This window comes from Pseudomonas sp. B33.4 (assembly GCF_034555375.1).
Lineage (GTDB): Bacteria > Pseudomonadota > Gammaproteobacteria > Pseudomonadales > Pseudomonadaceae > Aquipseudomonas.
On the sequence record NZ_CP140706.1, the window covers coordinates 5,955,291 to 5,974,377 of the forward strand.

Below are 19,087 nucleotides of genomic sequence, written 5' to 3' on the forward strand. Positions count from 1 at the left end.
TCCCCGAGCCATAACGAGAGCGTTATGCCCAGATTGGCGTCCGTGCTTTTTTTGCTGTCATTGATGATCTGGACCGCAACGGCTGACGCGCTGACTCTGACCGATGAAGAACGTAGCTGGCTGGCGGCTCACCCGGACTTGCGCCTGGGTGTCGATGCATCGTGGCCGCCCTTTGAGTTTCGCGACGATCAGAGCCGCTATCAGGGCCTGGCTGCCGACTATATCGACGTGATCCGCCAACGTCTGGCGATCAAATTGACGCCCATCGAACCGGTGAGCTGGACGGTGGTGCTGGAACAAGTGAAGTCGGGCAAGATCGACCTTCTACCCGGCATCATGTCCACCCCTGAACGCCAGACCTATCTGTCGTTCACCCGCCCTTATCTCGACTTCCCGATCGTCATCCTCGCCCACATCGGCGGCGCACAACCGCGCAAACTCGACGACCTGTACGGCTTGAAGATCGCCGTGGTGGAAAACTACGCGCCCCACGAACTCCTGCGCACCCATCACCCTGATCTGAATCTGGTGGCCATGCCCAATGTCAGTTCGGCATTGCAAGCGTTGGCGACCGACGAAGTGGACGCCGTTGTCGGCGATCTCGCTTCCAGTGTCTGGAGTCTGCGTCAGCTCAAGCTCGACGGTTTGTACGTCAGCGGCGAAACCCCGTATCGCTACCAACTGGCAATGGCCGTGCCCCGTGACAACAAGGTACTGGTGGGGATTCTCGACAAAGTACTGGCCGACATGAGCCCGGATGAAATCAGCAGCATTCAGGAGCATTGGGTCGGCAACGTGCTTGATCACCGGACATTCTGGTCGGATCTGCTGGTCTACGGCTTGCCGGGGCTGTTGCTGCTGGTAACGATTCTGGCAGTAGTGATCCGCATCAACCGCCGCCTGAGTTCGGAAATCGCCCGACGCATCGACCTCGAACAGGAACTGCGCAGCAGCGAATACCACTATCGCGGCCTGGTCGAGAGCCTGTCGGCCATTGCCTGGGAAGCGCGGATGAGCGACTTCACCTACAGCTATGTGTCGCCCCACGCCGAAGACTTGCTCGGCTACCCACAATCCCATTGGCTGATCCCCGGTTTCTGGCACAACATCATTCATCCGGCCGACCTGACTCGCACGCAAAGTTACTGCAAAGAAGCCCTGCGTGAGGGGCGCGATCACATCGTCGATTACCGCGTGATCACCGCTGATGGCCGCTGCCTGTGGGTACGCGACATCGTCAGCCTGATCGAACATGGCCACGAGCCGGTGATGCGTGGCTTGATGATCGACATCAGCGAAATCAAGCGCACTGAAGAGGCGCTGCGGCTTTCGGAGCAGAAATTCGCCTCGGTCTTCCAGCAATGCCCGGACATTCTGGTGATTGCACGGCTGTCGGATGGCTGCCTGCTGGAGGTCAACGAAGCGTTTGAAGAACAGATCGGGCTGAAAGCCGAGGAAGTGCTGGGGCAAACGGCGACCGACCTCAATATCTGGGGCATTCCCGGCGTCGGTCCGGGGCTGCTGCAGCGTTTGCAGGCGGGCAGTATTCGCAATCTGGAGATGCCGTTTCGCCGCAACAACGGCCAGCTGTTTACCGGCCTGATTTCCGCCGAGCCGTTTGACCTCGACACGACCCCTGCGCTTGTCGTCGTGGTACGTGACATCACCCAGCTCAAGGAAACCCAACAACAACTGCAAACCTCCGAAGAGAAGTTCGCCAAAGCCTTCCATGCCTCGCCGGACGGTTTGTTGTTGTCGCGCCAGAGCGATGGCCTGCTACTGGAGGTCAACGAAGGTTTCAGCCGCATTACCGGGTTCAACAGCGCCATGTCGGTGGACCGCTCGGCGCTGGACCTGGGGATCTGGGTCAATCTCAATGAACGCAAACAGATGCTCGATCTGTTGCATCGCGACGGCTTCGTCCGTGACTTCACCTGCCACATCCGTCGCAGTGACGGGCAGATTCGTCTCTGCGAGGTCTCCAGCCGTCCGCTGCCGATCGGTGAAGAAGACTGCATGCTGACTATCGCCCGGGACATCACCGAACGTCACCTGATGCAGGAAAAACTGCAACAGGCCGCCACCGTGTTCGAAAGCACCGCTGAAGGCGTGTTGATCACTGACACCCAACAGCACATCAGCGCGGTCAACCGCGCCTTTACCGAGATTACCGGTTACAGCGAAAGCGAAGCGCTCGGGCATACACCGCGCTTGCTCGCCTCCGGCCTGCATGACAGCGCGTTCTACGCGGCAATGTGGCACCAGTTGACCGACGAAGGTCACTGGCAGGGCGAGATCTCCAACCGGCGCAAGAACGGCGAGTTGTACCCGAGCTGGCTGACCATCAGCGCGGTACGCAATCGCGACAAGTTCATTACCCACTTTGTCGCGGTGTTTGCTGACATCTCCAGCCTCAAGCATGCCCAAGCCAAACTCGACTATCAGGCGCACCACGACCCGCTTACCGGCCTGCCGAACCGCACACTGTTCGAAAACCGCTTGTTGATGGCACTGAACAGTCAGCAGGAAAACGGCGGCCAGGGCGCCGTGTTGTTTCTCGATCTCGACCGTTTCAAACACATCAACGACAGTCTCGGCCATCCGGTCGGCGACCTGCTGCTCAAGGGCATCGCCGTGCGCCTGAAAGAGCAACTGCGAGACATCGATACCGTGGCGCGTCTGGGCGGCGACGAATTCATCATTCTGCTACCCGGTCTGCAACAGGCCAGCGACGCCGACAACATCGCTACCAAACTGCTCAACTGCTTCGGTGCGCCATTCCAGGCTGGCGAGCATGAGTTCTTCATCAGCGCCAGCATCGGTACCAGCCTCTATCCACGAGATGGTTGCGACGTCGCCACACTGGTGAAAAACGCCGACGCGGCGATGTACCGCTCCAAGGCCAAGGGCCGCAACCGCGTCGAGAGCTACACCCGCGACCTCACCGCCCAGGCCAGTGAACGCATCGCGCTGGAACACGAACTGCGTCGGGCCATCGAGCGTGACGAACTATTCCTCTATTACCAGCCGAAAATCAGCCTCGACGACCATCGCCTGGTCGGTGCAGAGGCGCTGATTCGCTGGCGTCATCCGACTTTCGGCGACGTACCGCCAGAGCACTTCATTCCGCTGGCCGAAGAGAACGGCATGATCCTGCAGATCGGTGACTGGGTGCTCGAGACCGCGTGCCGGCAGATGTTCGAATGGAATCAGGTCTACGACAGCCTCGGCCCACTCTCGGTAAACCTCGCCGGTGCGCAACTGCGTCAGCCGAATCTGCTCGGACGCATCGAACAACTGCTCAAGGACAACCGCCTACAGCCGGATTTACTGCAACTGGAAATTACCGAGAATTTCATCATGAGTCAGGCCGAAGAGGCGCTGGCGGTGTTGCACCAGCTCAAACACCTCGGTGTACAACTGGCGATCGATGACTTCGGCACCGGATATTCTTCGCTCAGTTACCTCAAACGACTGCCCTTGGACATCCTCAAAATCGACCAGTCATTCGTTCGCGGACTGCCCGACGACCCCCACGACGCGGCCATTGTCCGGGCCATCATCGCGCTGGGCCGGAGCATGCAATTCACCGTCATCGCCGAAGGCGTGGAAACCCAGGCGCAACAACAATTCCTCGCCGCTGAAGGTTGCGAGCAGATCCAGGGCTACATCGTCAGCTTGCCGCTACCGCCAGAAGAATTCGCCGCGACGTTTCTTCGTGTAACCGTATCGGATTATTCGGATAGCACAGCCGAGAAACCGTCGCTATAATCCGCGACCTACTGAGGGCCTATAGCTCAGTTGGTTAGAGCAGAGGACTCATAATCCTTTGGTCCACGGTTCAAGTCCGTGTGGGCCCACCAACTCCAAAGCCGCGCATTGCGCGGCTTTCGCGTTTCTGGCGGAACCATCGCGGATACAGTCCTATGGTCTAAAGGTACAAATTAGGTACAGTGCGGCTTCGCTTGCACGCCTTTGGAGTCATTCAGATGGCCACAATCGTCAAAACCCCTGCCGGCACCTGGAAGGCCGTCATCCGCAAACCGGATGGCCGACCAACGCCAAAACCTTCCGCACCAAACGCGACGCCGAAGACTGGTCACGACGCACCGAAGACGAAATGGTGCGCGGCGTGTATATCCAACGCTGCGGCTCCGAGCGACTGACGCTCGAAAAGGCGCTCCAGCGCTATCTCCGTGAAGTGAGCCCTACCGAGAAGCCGACTACACAGCAAGCAGAGGCCACCAAGGCGCAGCAGTTGATACAGCATCTGGGCAAGTATTCCCTCGCGGCGTTATTGTCTGAGGTGATCGCTAACTATCGCGACACCCGCCTGGGCTCACTCACCAACCGCGGCAATCCCACGAGTAACAATACCGTGCGGCTGGAGCTGGCTTTGCTAAGCCATCTGTTCACGGTTGCGATTCAAGAGTGAGGGCTCGGATTGACCTTTAACCCAGTGCTCAATATTCGTATGCCGAGCCCATGCGAAGGTCGAAACAGACGTCTCATGGCTGATGAGGAAAAACGCCTATTGGCAGCAGTGAACAAGCACAGCAACCCCATGCTGGGGTGGATTGTCCAGATTGCCCTGGCAACGGGCATGCGCGCTTCTGAGATCGCGAGCCTAAATCGCTCACAGATTGATATCCAAAAACGGATAGTGCGGCTCTCAGATACGAAAAACGATAGCGCTCGTACCGTCCCTCTGAGCAAATTAGCTACCGAGGTATTTCGTACCGCCCTGGCGAATCCGGTACGTCCTATCGATTGTGATTTGGTCTTCTTCGGCGAACCAGGAAAGGACCAAAAGCGTCGCCCTTATGCGTTCACGAAAGTCTGGGGCACGATCAAGAAAAAGGCTAACGTACCCGATTTCCGCTTCCACGATCTTCGACACGAAGCTGTCAGCTTGTCGAGGGAGGACTTTCTGATCAGGAGGTTTCCGCGATCAGCGGTCATAAATCGATGCAGATGCTCAAGCGCTATACGCATCTACGTGCCGAGAATCTGGTGCGTAAGCTCGATCAGTTTGGCTGAGTTTCCGAACTTAAAAAAGAAAGTAGCAGCTGTTTGGCTGCTGCCTTCTATTGTTTTCCTTTTGTTATATTTTGTTTTGTTATCCTGTGTTTTTAGTTGTTACCAATTTGTTTTTCAAGACAGCCTCACTACTGTTGGCGACAACTTCCCAGCAACCCACTTTCCTTACTGTCACCAAAGTTAATTGATAGCTTTCTCCGAATATTACAAATGATACGTAAGCCAACGTAACTACGGAGAAACATATGACTTCCGAACAATACCTTTTGGACCGGTTTGGCCCGTTGATGAGCATGGCTCAAGTCGCAAGCTTGTTGCGACCGCTCTGCAGACGGATTCAGAGTAGCGATGTACAGCGACTCAGAACTCTCCAGAAAGTTGAAGCCTGCGGTTGTTCGCGTTGGGCGTCGAGTCTACTTCCGCACTCCGCAAGTCAACCAGGCACTGTCTGTTGATACTCCAGTTCTCCAGGCTTGAACATGAGTTACAGGACTATAGACTGGGTTTTTAACCTGCAGCTACCTGCGCAAGACAAGCTCATTCTCGTTTATATCGCTAAATGCGAAAACGAACAGGAGCCCTGTAATGCCAGCGTAAAACTATTAGCTGCTAAATGCGGCGTTTCGGCCCGAACAGTACAAAGGACTTTGAAGAAGCTTTGTGAAGCCGGACTTGTCTCCTCTACCCAACGGTTTAGAGCTGACGGCTCACAAACAGTAACTTCTACACTATTAACGTTGAGCGGGTTGTCACAGCTATGTCACCCCCCATGACATTCAACTGACAGGGGGGGGATGTCAGCCGGGTGTCACCGCCCGACGCCACGCAGATGTCAGGCCTTGAACTACCAAATAAAACCAAATCAAAGCCACCACTACCTTCGGACACGTCATCTAGGCATCTGGTTTATCCACAAGGGTTGACGAAGCATTCCAAGGATTCAGTTGGCAGGATCCTGCATGGAATCCCCACCGATGCCGCCCAGACGCTTCTGGATGAACTGGCCGGGGCTATGGCCGCAGATTTCATCAAAAAGGGACCTGAATACTGGCTCTCTGGGGTAGCGATGAAATATCGGGCTTGGCAATTCAAACCGAACCTTGGTTTGGAGATAGCAAAAAACAGAAGACCTCAGGCGAGCCTTCCTTCACCAAACAAGCCGCCGGCAAGCGAGGTGAAAGTGGACCGAGGAGTGGGGAACAGATTCCTTGCCAAGTTACGGCCACAGCGAACGCCATGATGACGTTTTTTAAGAACTTTAGGCCTCTCCGCGCTCCGCTTGGGCAACCCCTTCGGTTGCACCCCGCGTCCTATCCTTGCCGGACTGGCGGCAGGGGCACGTCCTGCCGCTTCGGTTACTACCCCTGGCGCTAGGCTTGGACGCTTGCAGCTGTATCAAGGGTAAAGGCTGCGCCCATCATCCTCGCCCGTTCGGTGCTCGCCCTGACGGGCTCCGCTCCGCTTCGGCCTCCGGTGATGCCCTTGACCCAGCTTTCAGCTACGAACTAGTAAATTAACTAGCACAAGTGTCTCGCTCAAAAGACCAAGCTTATTTTCTGAAAATTAGCTTCTTGTAGGCCATGCAAACGTATCGGGAACAACTTGATAATTAGCTCGTTTTTTATTATTACATTCAGGGCAGGAAAGCACCAAATTAGTTGCATCATTAGTACCGCCACTAGCGATGGGCACCATATGATCAATATCATAGGTTTGATTCGGCAAAGAAACCAACGCTGCAGGCCCACCGCAATAATGACAAAGCCCGCGCTCACGATGAACAAGTAAATTATCAACCCACACCGGGAAATATGTCGCTCTTGGCAGCTGTCCATCTTTAGCTAGAAATGGAAATTCTGATTTTAAAAGTGGAGAAATCTCCTTTGCAAGTCTTGCATTAAAATCGAATAAGAACTGCTTCCGCTGCCACAAATGAGAAAATGCGGACCCTACAAGAACCCGAAGCCCTCCTATGAAATAATCTCGATATTTATTGCGAGCGTCAATGATACCCTCATCTGTTTTCCTATAAAACTCTCTCGGAACAGCTAGCTGCATATGCCCGAACATTCCAACCACATAATCCACAAAGTCGGAGTACTCGCCAATCCAGTCTAGATCGTCATAAGAATATATATAAAAATTCGTGTACGCGATATCGTCAAGAACTTTATGCAGCGCCGTGTTTTCGGATATATTTACTGACTCAAGCGCAATTTTTTTTAAATCAATAAACTCAAACTCGACCTTCTCACCCTCGTCAATAGGTCTCCGATAAACAAAACGCTCGACCGCTGAAACGAGATCATTGGAAGGCCCGCCAATTACAACCCCGCCAACATTTCTATTTCTTTTCATCTAAATCCCTTAGAAAAATATCTGTAGCAAAATTAATGCCGTAGCACACTGTTAACTGCTTCCAATTCGAGGCAACGCATTGAATTAATGACACCGCCCTGGCTTTACTCAGCGTAATAGCATTTTGCAATCAGCGCTACTAGCAACACAACAGAGTCCTGAAAAATCAGAAATCGTTGCAATGCGGATTTTGGGGCTCCCTCAGCCTCAATGATCAACCAACGGTCACTTGCAGCGGAGAGCTGAGTAGCAGGGTTCCCCTCTGCTGTAGATACGAAGTCTACCGACGTAAGCAATCCATGAAATAAAAGCGTGAGCACACTGCTATTCATCAGCAGTCCGAGTAAGACCTTCAAAGGCGATCTCAAGCGCAACTGACAGCATTCATAGGCTCCGCTCCGTTGGGGCGTCCGATGATGCCCTTGACACATCTTCCAGCTGAGACGGCGCTCTAGAGCTTACAAAATCACTAAAGCTCAGATCGCCGCTTACAAAAGCCTGAGCACGAGCTTCATCTTCAGTGCTTAGGCTATAACCCGAAAGCTCAGTCGATGCTCGAGCATAATCGACCGCTTCCTGTCTGCGCTTCCGCTCTTCGTCGGTAATGGTATTTCGTAGCTTCATACGATCACTCCGAAACACCGACAGATTAATAACAAGACAAATTCAGCGCGGACTCAGTGGGTCAAGGGCGGCACCACAAGCCGCAGCCCGCGAAGCGGGACCGGGTGAGGATGCCGGCGAAGCGAACCCTTGACGCACTTTTCACGATGACCCTATTGGCTGGGTTGCGGGAGGCGTTATGCCCGCGGCCCTTCCACCCGGCAAGGGGCAGGAAGCCCAAAGGGGGCAGAGCCCCTTTGGGTAAGCCCGCCAAGGCGCGCAGGGCAAACACACATGCAGCCAGAAGAAGTCAATGGAGGACGAATAGCCTTGTCCAATCCTTCCACCTTTCGCATGTCCCCAATTCTTACCTAAGTTTTGCATTACGTGTTGCCGGCAAGCTGGATTCCAGAGGGTATTACCCGCCACCAGATGATTTGTACGGCCAGCTGTCACCATCATGCCGGACTCCATATCGCGCGCGTGCTAGGAGCATTCATCATCCGAGCAGCAGTTCGAATAGGCGAGGCAGCGCCCTGAGCCATCGCGCGAAGCGTGACTGTCGCACTGCTGAACCCACCGGCAAGCTGCCCTGCAACTGAGTTCGCCTCACCCAGCAGCCAGAACATAACAATGGTGAAGGTAACCAGAACCAGAGACGTGAACAGCGGATTTTGCTCACTATCCAGATCAACGCTGTTTATCAGCGCATCGAACCCTTTGAACGCCAACCCTACGACAGCCCCCATGAGGGCGATCCGCAACACATAGGTCATAACCTGGCCAAACCAGCTATCGAAAAAACGAGTAGTGGCGGGCCACATCAAAGCGATGAGAAAGAAAGTCGAAATTTGAATCAGATCGCGAGAAAGTTAAAAGAAGGTGACTCCCGATCCTATTCAGACAGAATTGATAAAGGGGTTAAGCGCAATCATCGACAGGCATACGGATGTCGTGAGTACAGCTATCCGTGCCAGCCTTGAACGCTTGGATCTTGAGTGAGCTACACCAGACACAAGCCACATGGGGCCGAACCACCTGGGCAAATTCAGCGTGACACATTGGCTTGGCTTCACAGCTTTCCAAACGCCCTATGGCGTTTGGACGACCTTCACTCAAGAATTTGTACATAGGCAGAGAGCAAAACCGCGCCCATTCACTTGTGAAGAGCAAGCTGGATCGTCAAATTCATTTGGAACCTAATTGAAAAGCTCGATGGTTCAGGGCCAAGCAGCTCTCTTAGCGTTACGCCATGGTCAAACCTAGCGCATCTTGGGTAGGCTCAACGTAAAATTGCGTAATAGAAGCTCGATTTGGCGCAATCAAGGGACAAGAGTTCAAAGGAGCGACCATGGCCCAAGCACCCGGAGTACAATGCTGTCCCCGCTCACCACGACAGAGCCAACGAACTCTCAACACCCAGGCTACGCCAGGGCAACAGCAGCAGCTCAGCACACTCTGAACGTTTTATACAGCCACTCGAACACGTCGCCCCGAGACATTCCGGCGCAATCCAGACAACCATTTTAAAGGCACCAGTGAGCGAGCCACAGAGCACATAATCGCTGCCATGAGCTTCCTCATGACTGGCAACAAAATTCATCTAGGTGGGCAACCCGACCGCGTCCGAGGCGCCCCTCCATTTTTTAGAGCGTCACCATGAACAACAGCGACATCGTCCAAAAACTCTGGAATCTTTGCGACGTCCTACGCGACGACGGTATCAATTACAGCGACTACGTAACCGAATTGGTCCTGCTGCTGTTTATCAAAATGGAATACGAGCAAGTTCAGAACAACGATGACTTCTGCCACAAGCTGCCAGAGGGAGCGCGCTGGCCGGACTTATCTGGAAAATCGGGGCTTACCCTACTCAACCATTACAGGCAAATGCTGCTGGATTTGGGCAAAAATATTGATCCACTAATCGCAGCGATCTACGCAGATGCCCAGACTCGCCTGAAAGAGCCGCGCCACCTCGAGCAGTTAATCAAGAGTCTCGATAGCATTGACTGGTTCAGTGCCCGCCAGGATGGCCTAGGCGATCTTTACGAAGGCTTACTGGAGAAGAACGCCAGCGAAACAAAGTCCGGCGCCGGTCAGTACTTCACCCCGCGCCCGTTGATAGACAGCATCATCAACTGCATCAAGCCCCAGCCCGGTGAAATCATCCAAGACCCAGCTGCTGGCACCGCAGGTTTCTTGATAGCATCCGACGCCTATATCAAAAACCACACCGACGATCACCGCAACCTCGACGAAAAAGCTCGAGCCTTTCAACGTAACCGCGCATTTGTGGGAGTCGAGTTGGTTCCTGGTACCCGCCGCCTCGCGTTGATGAACACCCTATTGCACGGTATGGAGGGTGATAAGGAAGGCGTGGTGCTCTTAGGCAACGCCCTTGGCCAGACCGGCGCCAACCTGCCTAAAGTGGATGTAATCCTCTCCAACCCACCCTTCGGCACAGCCAAAGGGGGTGGCGGCCCGACCCGCGATGACCTTACCTACAAAACCAGCAACAAGCAGCTAGCCTTTCTTCAGCATATTTACCGAGGCCTAAAACCCGGCGGCCGCGCTGCAGTGGTGCTACCAGATAACGTACTGTTTGAAGCAGGTGTTGGTGCCGATGTACGCCGCGATCTGATGGATAAATGCAACCTGCACACGATTCTCCGCCTGCCAACCGGCATTTTCTATGCCCAGGGTGTCAAGACCAATGTGCTTTTCTTCCAAAAGGGAACCACCAAAAACCCACGCCTAAACGAAGGTTGCACACAGCGTGTGTGGGTTTATGACCTGCGCAGCAATATGCCTAGCTTTGGCAAGCGCAATCCTTTCGGTCTTGACCACCTAAAACCCTTCGAAGACTGCTACGGCGACGATGCCAACGGCAACAGCCCGCGTGCGGAGAACGTTGAAGGGATTGGCGAACTCAGCCGCTTTCGTGTCTTTACTCGCGCCGATATCGCTGCCCGTGGCGACTCGTTGGATATCAGCTGGCTCAAGGGCGCCGACAGTCTCAATGCAGCCGACCTCCATACACCAGAAGTTCTGGCAGCCCAGGCCATGGTCGAACTAACGGAGGCCCTGCATGAGCTGGAAAAGTTGATGAAGTCCCTCGGGGCTACGGAGGAAGTCGAGGCGCAGAAGCGCATGTTGGCGGATGTGATGGGCCTAGTGGTGGTTCAGGGTGATGGGGATGAGTGAATTGCCATCCGGATGGGCCGATTTCGAAATCGGCGAAATCGCCGATGTAACTGCCGGTGGCACCCCTAGAGCAAATGATTCTAGTAATTTTGCCCCTCCCGGCGAGGGAATTGCTTGGCTTACGCCTGCGGACCTAAGTGGTTATAACCGTAAAGAAATATCGAGAGGCTCTCGGGATCTATCGCAAAAAGGTTACGACTCTTGCTCCGCCAAGCTAATACCAAAAGGAAGCTTACTGTTCAGCAGCCGCGCACCTATAGGCTACGTAGCAGTAGCGGCCAATGAGGTATCAACAAATCAGGGGTTCAAAAATTTTACCTTCCCCGAAGGTATCGACCCTAGTTACGCTTTTTATTATTTAAAAAGTATTCGGGAAATTGCCGAAAGCCTCGGCACAGGAACAACGTTCAAAGAGATTTCAGGGACGACAGCTAAAACCCTGCCGTTCCGCTTAGCACCGGCAAGAGAACAAACCCAAATCGCCCAAAAGCTCGACGAACTGCTGACCCAGATTGACACCATCAAAACCCGCATCAGCGCCATCCCCACACTGCTCAAACGTTTTCGACAATCCGTCATCGCTGCTGCCATATCCGGGCGGCTGACTGAAGAATGGCGTGTTCAAAATCCGAGCGATGAAACCGCCGAACAACAGATTACTGTGAATGAGGTCTTAAAGCAGGGCAAGCTGAAAATACGGAAAGCTGATTTTTCTTTTGAGCGGGATGATCTCTATGCTATCCCGGAATGCTGGGGCTGGATAGACAATCATCGTCTTGCTGAAGACTCTAGTACTGCTATTTGTGCCGGTCCGTTTGGTACTATTTTCAAGGCTAAGGACTTCCGAACTGAGGGAGTTCCGATAATATTTCTCCGACATATAGGGGAAGGTTTTTACAAGACAGACAAGCCAGGATTTATGGATGAATCTGTTTGGAAAAAGCTTCATCAAGAATATAGCGTTTATGGCGGGGAGCTACTTGTCACAAAACTTGGCGATCCTCCGGGCACGGCCTGCCTTTATCCAAATGGTATTGGTGCCGCTATGGTTACGCCCGACGTAATCAAAATGAACGTGGACGAGCGCGTTGCCTTACCCAGATATTTGATGTACTTTTTCAATTCGCCAATATGTAAAAAACTAATTGAAAAATTAGCCTTTGGCGCAACGCGACTTCGAATCGATATCCCCATGTTCAAAGGGTTCCCCATCCCTTTACCGCCACTTAAAGAGCAAAAGGAAATCGTACGCCGTGTCGAACAGTTAATTGCTTTTTCGGATCAAATTGCAGACAAGGTCGCCGCCGCCCAGGTCCATATAGAAAAACTTACCCAAAGCACTTTAGGTAAAGCGTTCCGTGGTGAACTCACCGCCGACTGGCGCACCGCCAACCCAGACTTAATCAGCGGCAACAACTCTTTAGACGCCCTACTTAAAAGTATAAAAACTGCGCGCGAGGAAAATGCGAATAAACCGAAAAAGTGCAGGCTGAACACTGGCAAAAACACGGGAAGGCATATGAACAAAGAAACTATCACCGTAACAAAAGCGCTTGAAACCGCAAAAAAACCATTAACAGGGCAGCAGTTAATGGCGGCCGCTGGCTATGCAAGCGACAGCACCACAGAGCAGCTTGAATCGTTTTTCCTCGATATCCGAGCCGCACTTGAACAGAAGAGTATCGTTAAAGTTTCACGAGATGAAAACAATCAGGACTGGTTTATCTTAAGTGATAAAAAATAAGGAAATCCGATGAAGGTGGACAAGCTTCACATCCGCTCACGATTCAAAAACCTTGAAGACGTGACTGTGGACTTTGATGAACACAACCTGATGACGGTCGTGGTAGGATGCAATGGCTCGGGCAAATCCAATGTACTCGAAGCCCTAGTCGCGATCTTTCGCAACCTTGACTTAGGTGAAAGTCCACCTTTCTCTTACATACTTACCTATCGATTGGGCCAGAAAAACTCAGAACGCTGGCAGGAAATCCAAATTGACGCCGATCCTATTCGCGGAAGTTTGGCCAAACAATACGAGATCCAAGTCAGAGAGTTAAACCTCAAAGAACCCGCCGACATATTTGGCTCAAATAACAAATGGGAGTCCATACCGTTTTCCCAAGTAAAACGAGACAAGAGTAGTAATGCCCCTTACTTGCCAAAGTACGTATTCGCCTATTATTCTGGCCCGAGTGATCGTTTAGAAAGGTATTTCCGCAAGCATAGAAACGATTTCTACCGCAAGTTACTCAAGGACGAGTTAGATTTAAAAGGCGAAATTCGACCTTTATTCTACGCCAAACCACATCACAGCCAATTTGTATTATTGGCGTTTTTTTTATCACAACAAGACAGTATCGAAAAAGATTTCTTACGCGAACACTTAGGTATTGAAGGCCTCGACAGCATCCATTTTGTCATGCGACAACCTGAATGGGCAAAGCAGAAGGGTGAACTGTTTTGGGGAGCTAGAGGTGTAGTTCGTAGGTTCTTAGATGACCTTATTAAGTTCACAATAGCGCCAGTAAAGGTGACAAGACAGGAAAACTCATCGCTAACAGGAAACAATATCCGCAATGAGTTTCTTCACCTGTTTTTGCCAAACCTTGAATCACTGCGCGAGTTTGCAAAAGATCTGACTCCAGACGAGCTTTTTAAGATGCTGGAAAGCACTCTTCTGTCAGAGATAATTTCGGAGGTTAGCATTCGTGTTAAAGTGTCTCGCAGTAACACACCACTTACCTTCAGAGAACTTAGCGAAGGTGAGCAACAGTTATTAACCGTGCTAGGGCTACTAAAATTTACCGGCGGCAAAGACTCCCTTTTCCTGTTGGACGAGCCTGACACCCATTTGAATCCATCTTGGGCGGTAAAATATTTGAGTTTCTTGCGCAAGTTTGTTCCTAACCACGAGACTAGCCATTTGTTGATGGTGACCCATCACCCACTAGCAATCGCCGAGCTTGAAAAACAGCAAGTACAAGTAATGTGGTCTGATGCAGATGCTCAAGTTCATGCTAAAGAGCCAGAGGAAAGCCCTAGAGGAATGGGGATCAATCTAATTCTTCGCAGCGACATGTTCGGCCTTAAAACAACTCTTGACGACATAACTCAACGCAAACTGGACTCACGCAATAAGCTTGCCAGCAAAGACTCGCTATCTCAAGAATCCATTCAGCGAGAACCAGGCCAAGCAGCCGAAACAGAATTAGAGTACTTGGCACGCCTGAATACCGAATTAGCCGAACTAGGTTTTAACCTATCTACAGATGATCCTGACTTCATGGATTACCTAAGAAAAAAGTATCATAATAAATCTAGCGAGGCAAAATAATGCGTTGGATTTGTAAAGACGATATTGAAGAATGCTTAACTCAATCTTGGCGAGATGCTGCTGAGCAGGCAAAGCATGAATTGCTCAACGCGCCTGATTCAGCCACAAGAAAGAAAATACTAAAGAAAGTAACATCTTCCAACATATGGCGTTCTTTCTACGAACTACTTCCAGAGAAACTGAGAAGGAAATGTTGGTACTGCGAAGCAGAAGATATCCGTGCTGATATTCCTGTGGACCACTTTCGCCCAAAAAACAAGGTAGAGACCGAACTGGAGCACCAAGGCTACTGGTGGTTGGCGTTTGATTGGGAGAATTATCGATGCGCTTGCACATTTTGTAATAGCAGGCGCATATTTGACGAAACGAAAGGAGGTAAAGCATGCATGTTCCCCTTGGCCAATCCCGAGAGCAGAGCATTCACTCCAGCTGACGACCAAGCCTTACGCGATGAGATTCCAGATTTTCTAGATCCTTTCAATCCAGACGACGAGAAGCTTCTGTGGTTTGACAGAGATGGAAAACCAGAACCAAAACCAGAAGCCACGGACGATGAGACTCGCAAGGTCCTTAACTCCATCGATATCTTCCACCTGCATGAAACCCGCATCGTAAGGGCGAGAAACAAAATAAGAATTGATGTCGAAAGCGCAGTTACAAATATTCGAGAGGGCCAAAATGTTCATCAAGCCAAATTGGCTTTACGAAAGATGGTCCGTGACACCGAGAGGTTATCAAGAGCAGCTGTAGTGTATTTGAGACCTCATCGCGATTTAACCGAAGTTAAAGAAATTTTGCAGTTGGATTGACATCGCAGCAATAAAGCTCTTTTTCTAACTGTGAAGATCGGTGAAGGACCACCATAAATACTGCAGGCTAACACAAGCAGGCTTTACCTATATCTGCCAGAATCCGGCAGTGCTGCCGGCGGACAAAGTGGAGAGACGGGGCACAGCAGGACACCCCGATCTGCAAGCGTTCTATAGAGCGCTAGCAAGTCAAAAGGCCAAACGAGTATTATTTGGACTTCACCGCCAAGCCACCGGCTTCGCACGCTCGGTGGAAAGGATGGTGTTGGCTGACGGTAATCGCCTAGTCAACCTGATGATGGATCATGAGGTCGGCATGAGCACGAGACAGATCAAGCTACTCTAGATAGTGACTATTTTGATGGTGAATGAAATTCGTCGTCGACAGGCTTTTATCAGAAGCATTCTCGCTACCCAGCCGGGTACAAAAAAGTACTCTAGCGGTACAGTGCCCAGTTTTCACCACTTTCGCAAAACTACGCTCAGCCCTATAAACACGCTACTTTTAGCTTGTTATACTTCCCCTCGCTTACGTATGATTACGCCAGGCTTGCAGCTTCACAAGCCAACTCATAATCCTTTGGTCCACGGTTCAAGTCCGTGTGGGCCCACCAAACCTGAAAGCCGCGCAAATGCGCGGCTTTTGCGTATCTGAAGCGAAAAAAATGCGGATCCTCAAATCGCGGAATAGCTTGTTCCGTCCATAATCTGTTCACTCTTGGACACTGCTGCTGCGACAGACACCTCATCCCTGCCTGGGCGAGTCATCTTTCGAACACCATCCACTAAGGCCATCGACCAGGGTATTTGCTAAAGGGCGAAGGTTTCTGCTTACATGACGGCGGCCTTTAACCAACGCGCAGCACCGGTAGTTGCTTCGCGACACCTGAGACTGGCTCACCAGCGGCACCCGGACTTGAGGCCTGCCGAGCTTTGCGCCGCAATCGCCCTTTTGCAAGGATTCGCAAAATGAGTGGTAAACCTGCTGCACGCGTTACAGATCCGACCGCCTGCCCTTTGCCTGGACATGCAACCAACCCAATCGTTGCGGGTTCCCCGGACGTGATGTTCGAAGGCCTGCAGGCCGCACGACTGAACGACGCCACCGCTTGCGGAGGCCACATTGCTTCAGGGGTCTGCTCCACCGTTTTGATCAACGGCCAACCCGCCGCTGTGCTTGGCAGCGTCACCGACCACGGTGCACCGGTCATTCAAGGCGCGAGTACGATCATCATCGGCAACACGCATACTCCCGCACCCTTCATCCCGATCCCGTCGCTACCCGCGCCATTCTCCGGGCGCTTTCAATTGATCAACCAAGAAACCGGCAAGCCCATGGCTGGCCGCAAGGTCAAGGTCTGGTCCTCCTCCGGCACCAGCTTCTTCGACACCACGGATGCCGAGGGTATGACCCGTTGGGTCAAGGACAAATCGCCGCAAACCCTTCATATCGACCTCGTGCAGGGTGAAAGCAATGACTGAACCGTCCGTATCCCAAGGTGGCATGAAACCAGAGGGTCAGATGAACCCTGTCAGCGTCCTGGAACCCAAACTCGACCCGCAGGACCGGGAAGTACTTTGCTCGGCGATGTGTCACTGCAGCGCTACGCCGAACATCAGCAAGGACGGCAAGAGCCTCAAGCAGTCCTGTGTCGCGCAACGTTTGGGCGAGCTGGACGAACTTCTGCAAGGAAGAAGTCCATACAAACCGGAAATCAGTTACGACATGACCAAAGAACCTCCGGTGCCGATTCTGGATAGTCAGACAGGCACTAACCCGCATGGCTGGATTCCGGGCTGGATCGAGAAGTACTGGGATGCAGATCCTAAGCATCCACCGTTCGTGAAAAACAGCGGCATGATTCGACGACCCGATGTGCTCGTCCTGAATAACCCGAGGGGAGCACCCACCCAAGACAATATCAAAGTGCTGGTGGAGATGAAGTTCCCCCCGGACCCGGAAGATCCCGAGCAAGCTCAAGCTTATGAAAGGATCGCAGGCAGTGGAAAGAAGGTCGTGATAATGAGCCCTGAAGACTGTGACTGCAGTCAAAAAAAACAGACATCCAAAATCCCGGTCGAGCAACTGGGATGGGCAGCAGCGATCGCCAGCGCCATCTTGTATGTGGTGAGCCGCGGACGCAGCCCTCGACCCATGCTGCCTGCGTATTAAGTTGATGGAGCACACAATGGAACAACCATTCGACATGGCTGCAGAGTTGATCAAGCAGCCCCATGTACTGGAAGTACCGGGCAGTCTGCTGATGAAAGGCGGGCCCGGGGACTATATCGGCGCTGTTCTCTGTTTACGCGCAACGTTGTACATCAAGGATGCCCATACTCCCTTGGTTCGCGAGGCGCTGTGCAAATGCTTCGACGAGTTCCAGGCATTGGCCGCGGATCATTTGACGTGGGTCGTACGTGACAGCCCACCTCAGGGAGAACGTGTAACGCCCTACGCTCAGGCGCGTACGCTGCGCAAAATGATGGAACCTATGGGAGAGAACGACTTCCTGAGCTTCCATTACACCAGCGGCAAACAGTCCAAAGATGCGAGCGCATGGCTTTTCAGCATTCTGGGACCTCGTGCCTGGCAAGCCAACATGGGGAACAATATCGGTGTACTGGAGTTTTCGGTACCGCTGTTGTTCCAGGAACAAAATCCGCTGAGCTTCTTGAAGCTGTTCCATGGATTCGCACGACGACTGAACCCACAACAAGGCTACGCAGGCCATGCGTTCAATCTGTCGATCGGCAATCAGGATGACAATCAGCCCACTGAGGCTTTCATGGCCGCGCGTATGCCGGGTCTGGATGTGGGCTCCGCATTCTTGCTGTCGGGTCGTAAAACCTTCAAGCAAGCCAAGATTAAAACGGTCAGTTGGCTCACACTTTTAGATAATGAACGCCTTGAGTCAGCCGGCGGCCTGGAAGCTTTGCGAGCACAGCTACCCGCTAGCCATTTCGCGTTTTATACCTACGACGAAGGTGTGATCATCCAGTCGGGCGCTCACCCGTACATAGCCGGCGATGGCGAGGATCTGAGACCAGCGCCATATGTACTGATAAACCATCTGCTCAAACCTGTTCGCTACGAGTCTGTCGAGTCGCTGCATGGCAACAGTCACGCGGGGGAGTTGAGGTTGGTCGGATGGTCAGCCGATCAGTGGCTTAAACGCCTGGATGTTGACGACAGTTCGATTACAGACTGGCGCCTCAAGTTGCTGCGCGACGAACCGCCTCTGGACTCTATGAATGCGTTGGCAGAACGCTTGTAGCGGTCTGCACGCAGAGAAAAACCGACGCTCGCTGCACACACACAAACATGCGCAAATTCCGAAAGGCGTTTGCCGAGGTTAAAGGGTAAGAAGCAACAAGTAGGAGCGCTCGATTGGGCGATTCGAAGTTTAGCTTTGTTTACTTACGGTATCGTTTTATCAGAAGACGTCCGCAATCCTTGTAGGCAAACTCCGAAACTCGCATTCGGGTGCTTTGTGATTGTGTTGCACCGCTCTGAGCCGGGCTACCCTCCTAAGGTCGCTGCATATCAGCGGCCGGGCTTGGAAACCCGGTTAAATTAGCGCCACAGTACATCGCCCTATGTGATCGCAAGTCTGCTCGTTGCAATCCAGAGTTATGACGGCTGTGCGCGGGACGTTTTCGGACGTGCCGGTTTCCTAATTTCCCGGTTTCCAAACTGCGCACAGCTGTCACCCATCCGCATGGAAACGGA

Annotated in this window: 12 protein-coding genes, 1 tRNA gene and 1 pseudogene; 12 read left to right on the forward strand and 2 right to left on the reverse strand. The window is 52.5% G+C overall.

The genetic code is table 11. The features are described from left to right. The first annotated feature begins 24 nt into the window (after positions 1 to 24). The 4 genes and pseudogenes from U6037_RS26430 (at position 25) to U6037_RS29590 (ending at position 5,813) form a co-directional block, all read left to right on the forward strand. Positions 25 to 3,771 (forward strand): bifunctional diguanylate cyclase/phosphodiesterase, encoded by a 3,747-nt coding sequence (locus U6037_RS26430; protein WP_322845022.1) that lies wholly within the window; start codon positions 25 to 27, stop codon positions 3,769 to 3,771. Between the two features lie 15 nt (positions 3,772 to 3,786). Next, a tRNA-Ile gene (locus U6037_RS26435) sits at positions 3,787 to 3,863 on the forward strand. Between the two features lie 126 nt (positions 3,864 to 3,989). Then, positions 3,990 to 5,040: pseudogene (locus U6037_RS26440) on the forward strand (site-specific integrase). A gap of 479 nt (positions 5,041 to 5,519) precedes the next feature. Next, positions 5,520 to 5,813, forward strand: a complete 294-nt coding sequence (locus tag U6037_RS29590; protein ID WP_416221692.1) for a helix-turn-helix domain-containing protein — start codon at positions 5,520 to 5,522, stop codon at positions 5,811 to 5,813. A gap of 790 nt (positions 5,814 to 6,603) precedes the next feature. Here U6037_RS29590 and U6037_RS26445 read toward each other — a convergent pair. Next, positions 6,604 to 7,398, reverse strand: coding sequence for an HNH endonuclease signature motif containing protein (locus tag U6037_RS26445; RefSeq protein WP_322845023.1), 795 nt, complete (start codon positions 7,396 to 7,398; stop codon positions 6,604 to 6,606). A 1,061-nt stretch (positions 7,399 to 8,459) separates the two neighbouring features. Further along, positions 8,460 to 8,825, reverse strand: a complete 366-nt coding sequence (locus U6037_RS26450; protein WP_322845024.1) for a type IV secretion system protein — start codon at positions 8,823 to 8,825, stop codon at positions 8,460 to 8,462. A gap of 835 nt (positions 8,826 to 9,660) precedes the next feature. On the opposite strand from U6037_RS26450, the gene U6037_RS26455 reads away from it, so the two are divergent. From U6037_RS26455 to U6037_RS26490, 8 genes are all read left to right on the forward strand, one after another. Next, entirely contained in the window at positions 9,661 to 11,208 is a 1,548-nt protein-coding gene (locus U6037_RS26455; protein WP_322845025.1) for an N-6 DNA methylase, read from the forward strand. Beyond that, a complete protein-coding gene (locus U6037_RS26460; protein ID WP_322845026.1) occupies positions 11,201 to 12,952 on the forward strand; it encodes a restriction endonuclease subunit S in 1,752 nt (583 codons plus the stop codon). The genes U6037_RS26455 and U6037_RS26460 overlap by 8 nt, the downstream gene beginning before the upstream one ends. A gap of 9 nt (positions 12,953 to 12,961) precedes the next feature. Then, positions 12,962 to 14,545: an AAA family ATPase gene (locus tag U6037_RS26465; protein ID WP_322845027.1), complete on the forward strand. Its 1,584-nt coding sequence runs from the start codon at positions 12,962 to 12,964 to the stop codon at positions 14,543 to 14,545. Further along, positions 14,545 to 15,354 carry a hypothetical protein gene (locus U6037_RS26470; RefSeq protein WP_322845028.1) on the forward strand — a complete coding sequence of 270 codons (810 nt, stop codon included), beginning with the start codon at positions 14,545 to 14,547 and terminating at the stop codon, positions 15,352 to 15,354. The genes U6037_RS26465 and U6037_RS26470 overlap by 1 nt, the downstream gene beginning before the upstream one ends. A 127-nt stretch (positions 15,355 to 15,481) precedes the next feature. Then, positions 15,482 to 15,700: a restriction endonuclease gene (locus tag U6037_RS26475; RefSeq protein ID WP_322847365.1), complete on the forward strand. Its 219-nt coding sequence runs from the start codon at positions 15,482 to 15,484 to the stop codon at positions 15,698 to 15,700. Between the two features lie 623 nt (positions 15,701 to 16,323). Continuing rightward, on the forward strand, positions 16,324 to 16,836 hold the full coding sequence (locus U6037_RS26480; RefSeq protein ID WP_322845029.1) for a PAAR domain-containing protein: 513 nt from the start codon (positions 16,324 to 16,326) through the stop codon (positions 16,834 to 16,836). Further along, the gene (locus U6037_RS26485) at positions 16,829 to 17,527 is read left to right on the forward strand and encodes a VRR-NUC domain-containing protein (RefSeq protein WP_322845030.1); all 699 of its coding nucleotides are present in this window, start codon (positions 16,829 to 16,831) and stop codon (positions 17,525 to 17,527) included. Before U6037_RS26480 ends, U6037_RS26485 begins: the two co-directional genes overlap by 8 nt. A 16-nt stretch (positions 17,528 to 17,543) precedes the next feature. After that, entirely contained in the window at positions 17,544 to 18,632 is a 1,089-nt protein-coding gene (locus U6037_RS26490; protein WP_322845031.1) for a DUF3396 domain-containing protein, read from the forward strand. Positions 18,633 to 19,087: the final 455 nt, after the last annotated feature.

Bases quoted from the DNA above. Each gene is read 5' to 3' on its own strand.
- U6037_RS26430 (WP_322845022.1), top strand. From the start codon at position 25: ATGCCCAGATTGGCGTCCGTGCTTTTTTTGCTGTCATTGATGATCTGG.
- U6037_RS29590 (WP_416221692.1), top strand. From the start codon at position 5,520: ATGAGTTACAGGACTATAGACTGGGTTTTTAACCTGCAGCTACCTGCG.
- U6037_RS26445 (WP_322845023.1), bottom strand. From the start codon at position 7,398: ATGAAAAGAAATAGAAATGTTGGCGGGGTTGTAATTGGCGGGCCTTCC.
- U6037_RS26450 (WP_322845024.1), bottom strand. From the start codon at position 8,825: ATGTGGCCCGCCACTACTCGTTTTTTCGATAGCTGGTTTGGCCAGGTT.
- U6037_RS26455 (WP_322845025.1), top strand. From the start codon at position 9,661: ATGAACAACAGCGACATCGTCCAAAAACTCTGGAATCTTTGCGACGTC.
- U6037_RS26460 (WP_322845026.1), top strand. From the start codon at position 11,201: ATGAGTGAATTGCCATCCGGATGGGCCGATTTCGAAATCGGCGAAATC.
- U6037_RS26465 (WP_322845027.1), top strand. From the start codon at position 12,962: ATGAAGGTGGACAAGCTTCACATCCGCTCACGATTCAAAAACCTTGAA.
- U6037_RS26470 (WP_322845028.1), top strand. From the start codon at position 14,545: ATGCGTTGGATTTGTAAAGACGATATTGAAGAATGCTTAACTCAATCT.
- U6037_RS26480 (WP_322845029.1), top strand. From the start codon at position 16,324: ATGAGTGGTAAACCTGCTGCACGCGTTACAGATCCGACCGCCTGCCCT.
- U6037_RS26485 (WP_322845030.1), top strand. From the start codon at position 16,829: ATGACTGAACCGTCCGTATCCCAAGGTGGCATGAAACCAGAGGGTCAG.
- U6037_RS26490 (WP_322845031.1), top strand. From the start codon at position 17,544: ATGGAACAACCATTCGACATGGCTGCAGAGTTGATCAAGCAGCCCCAT.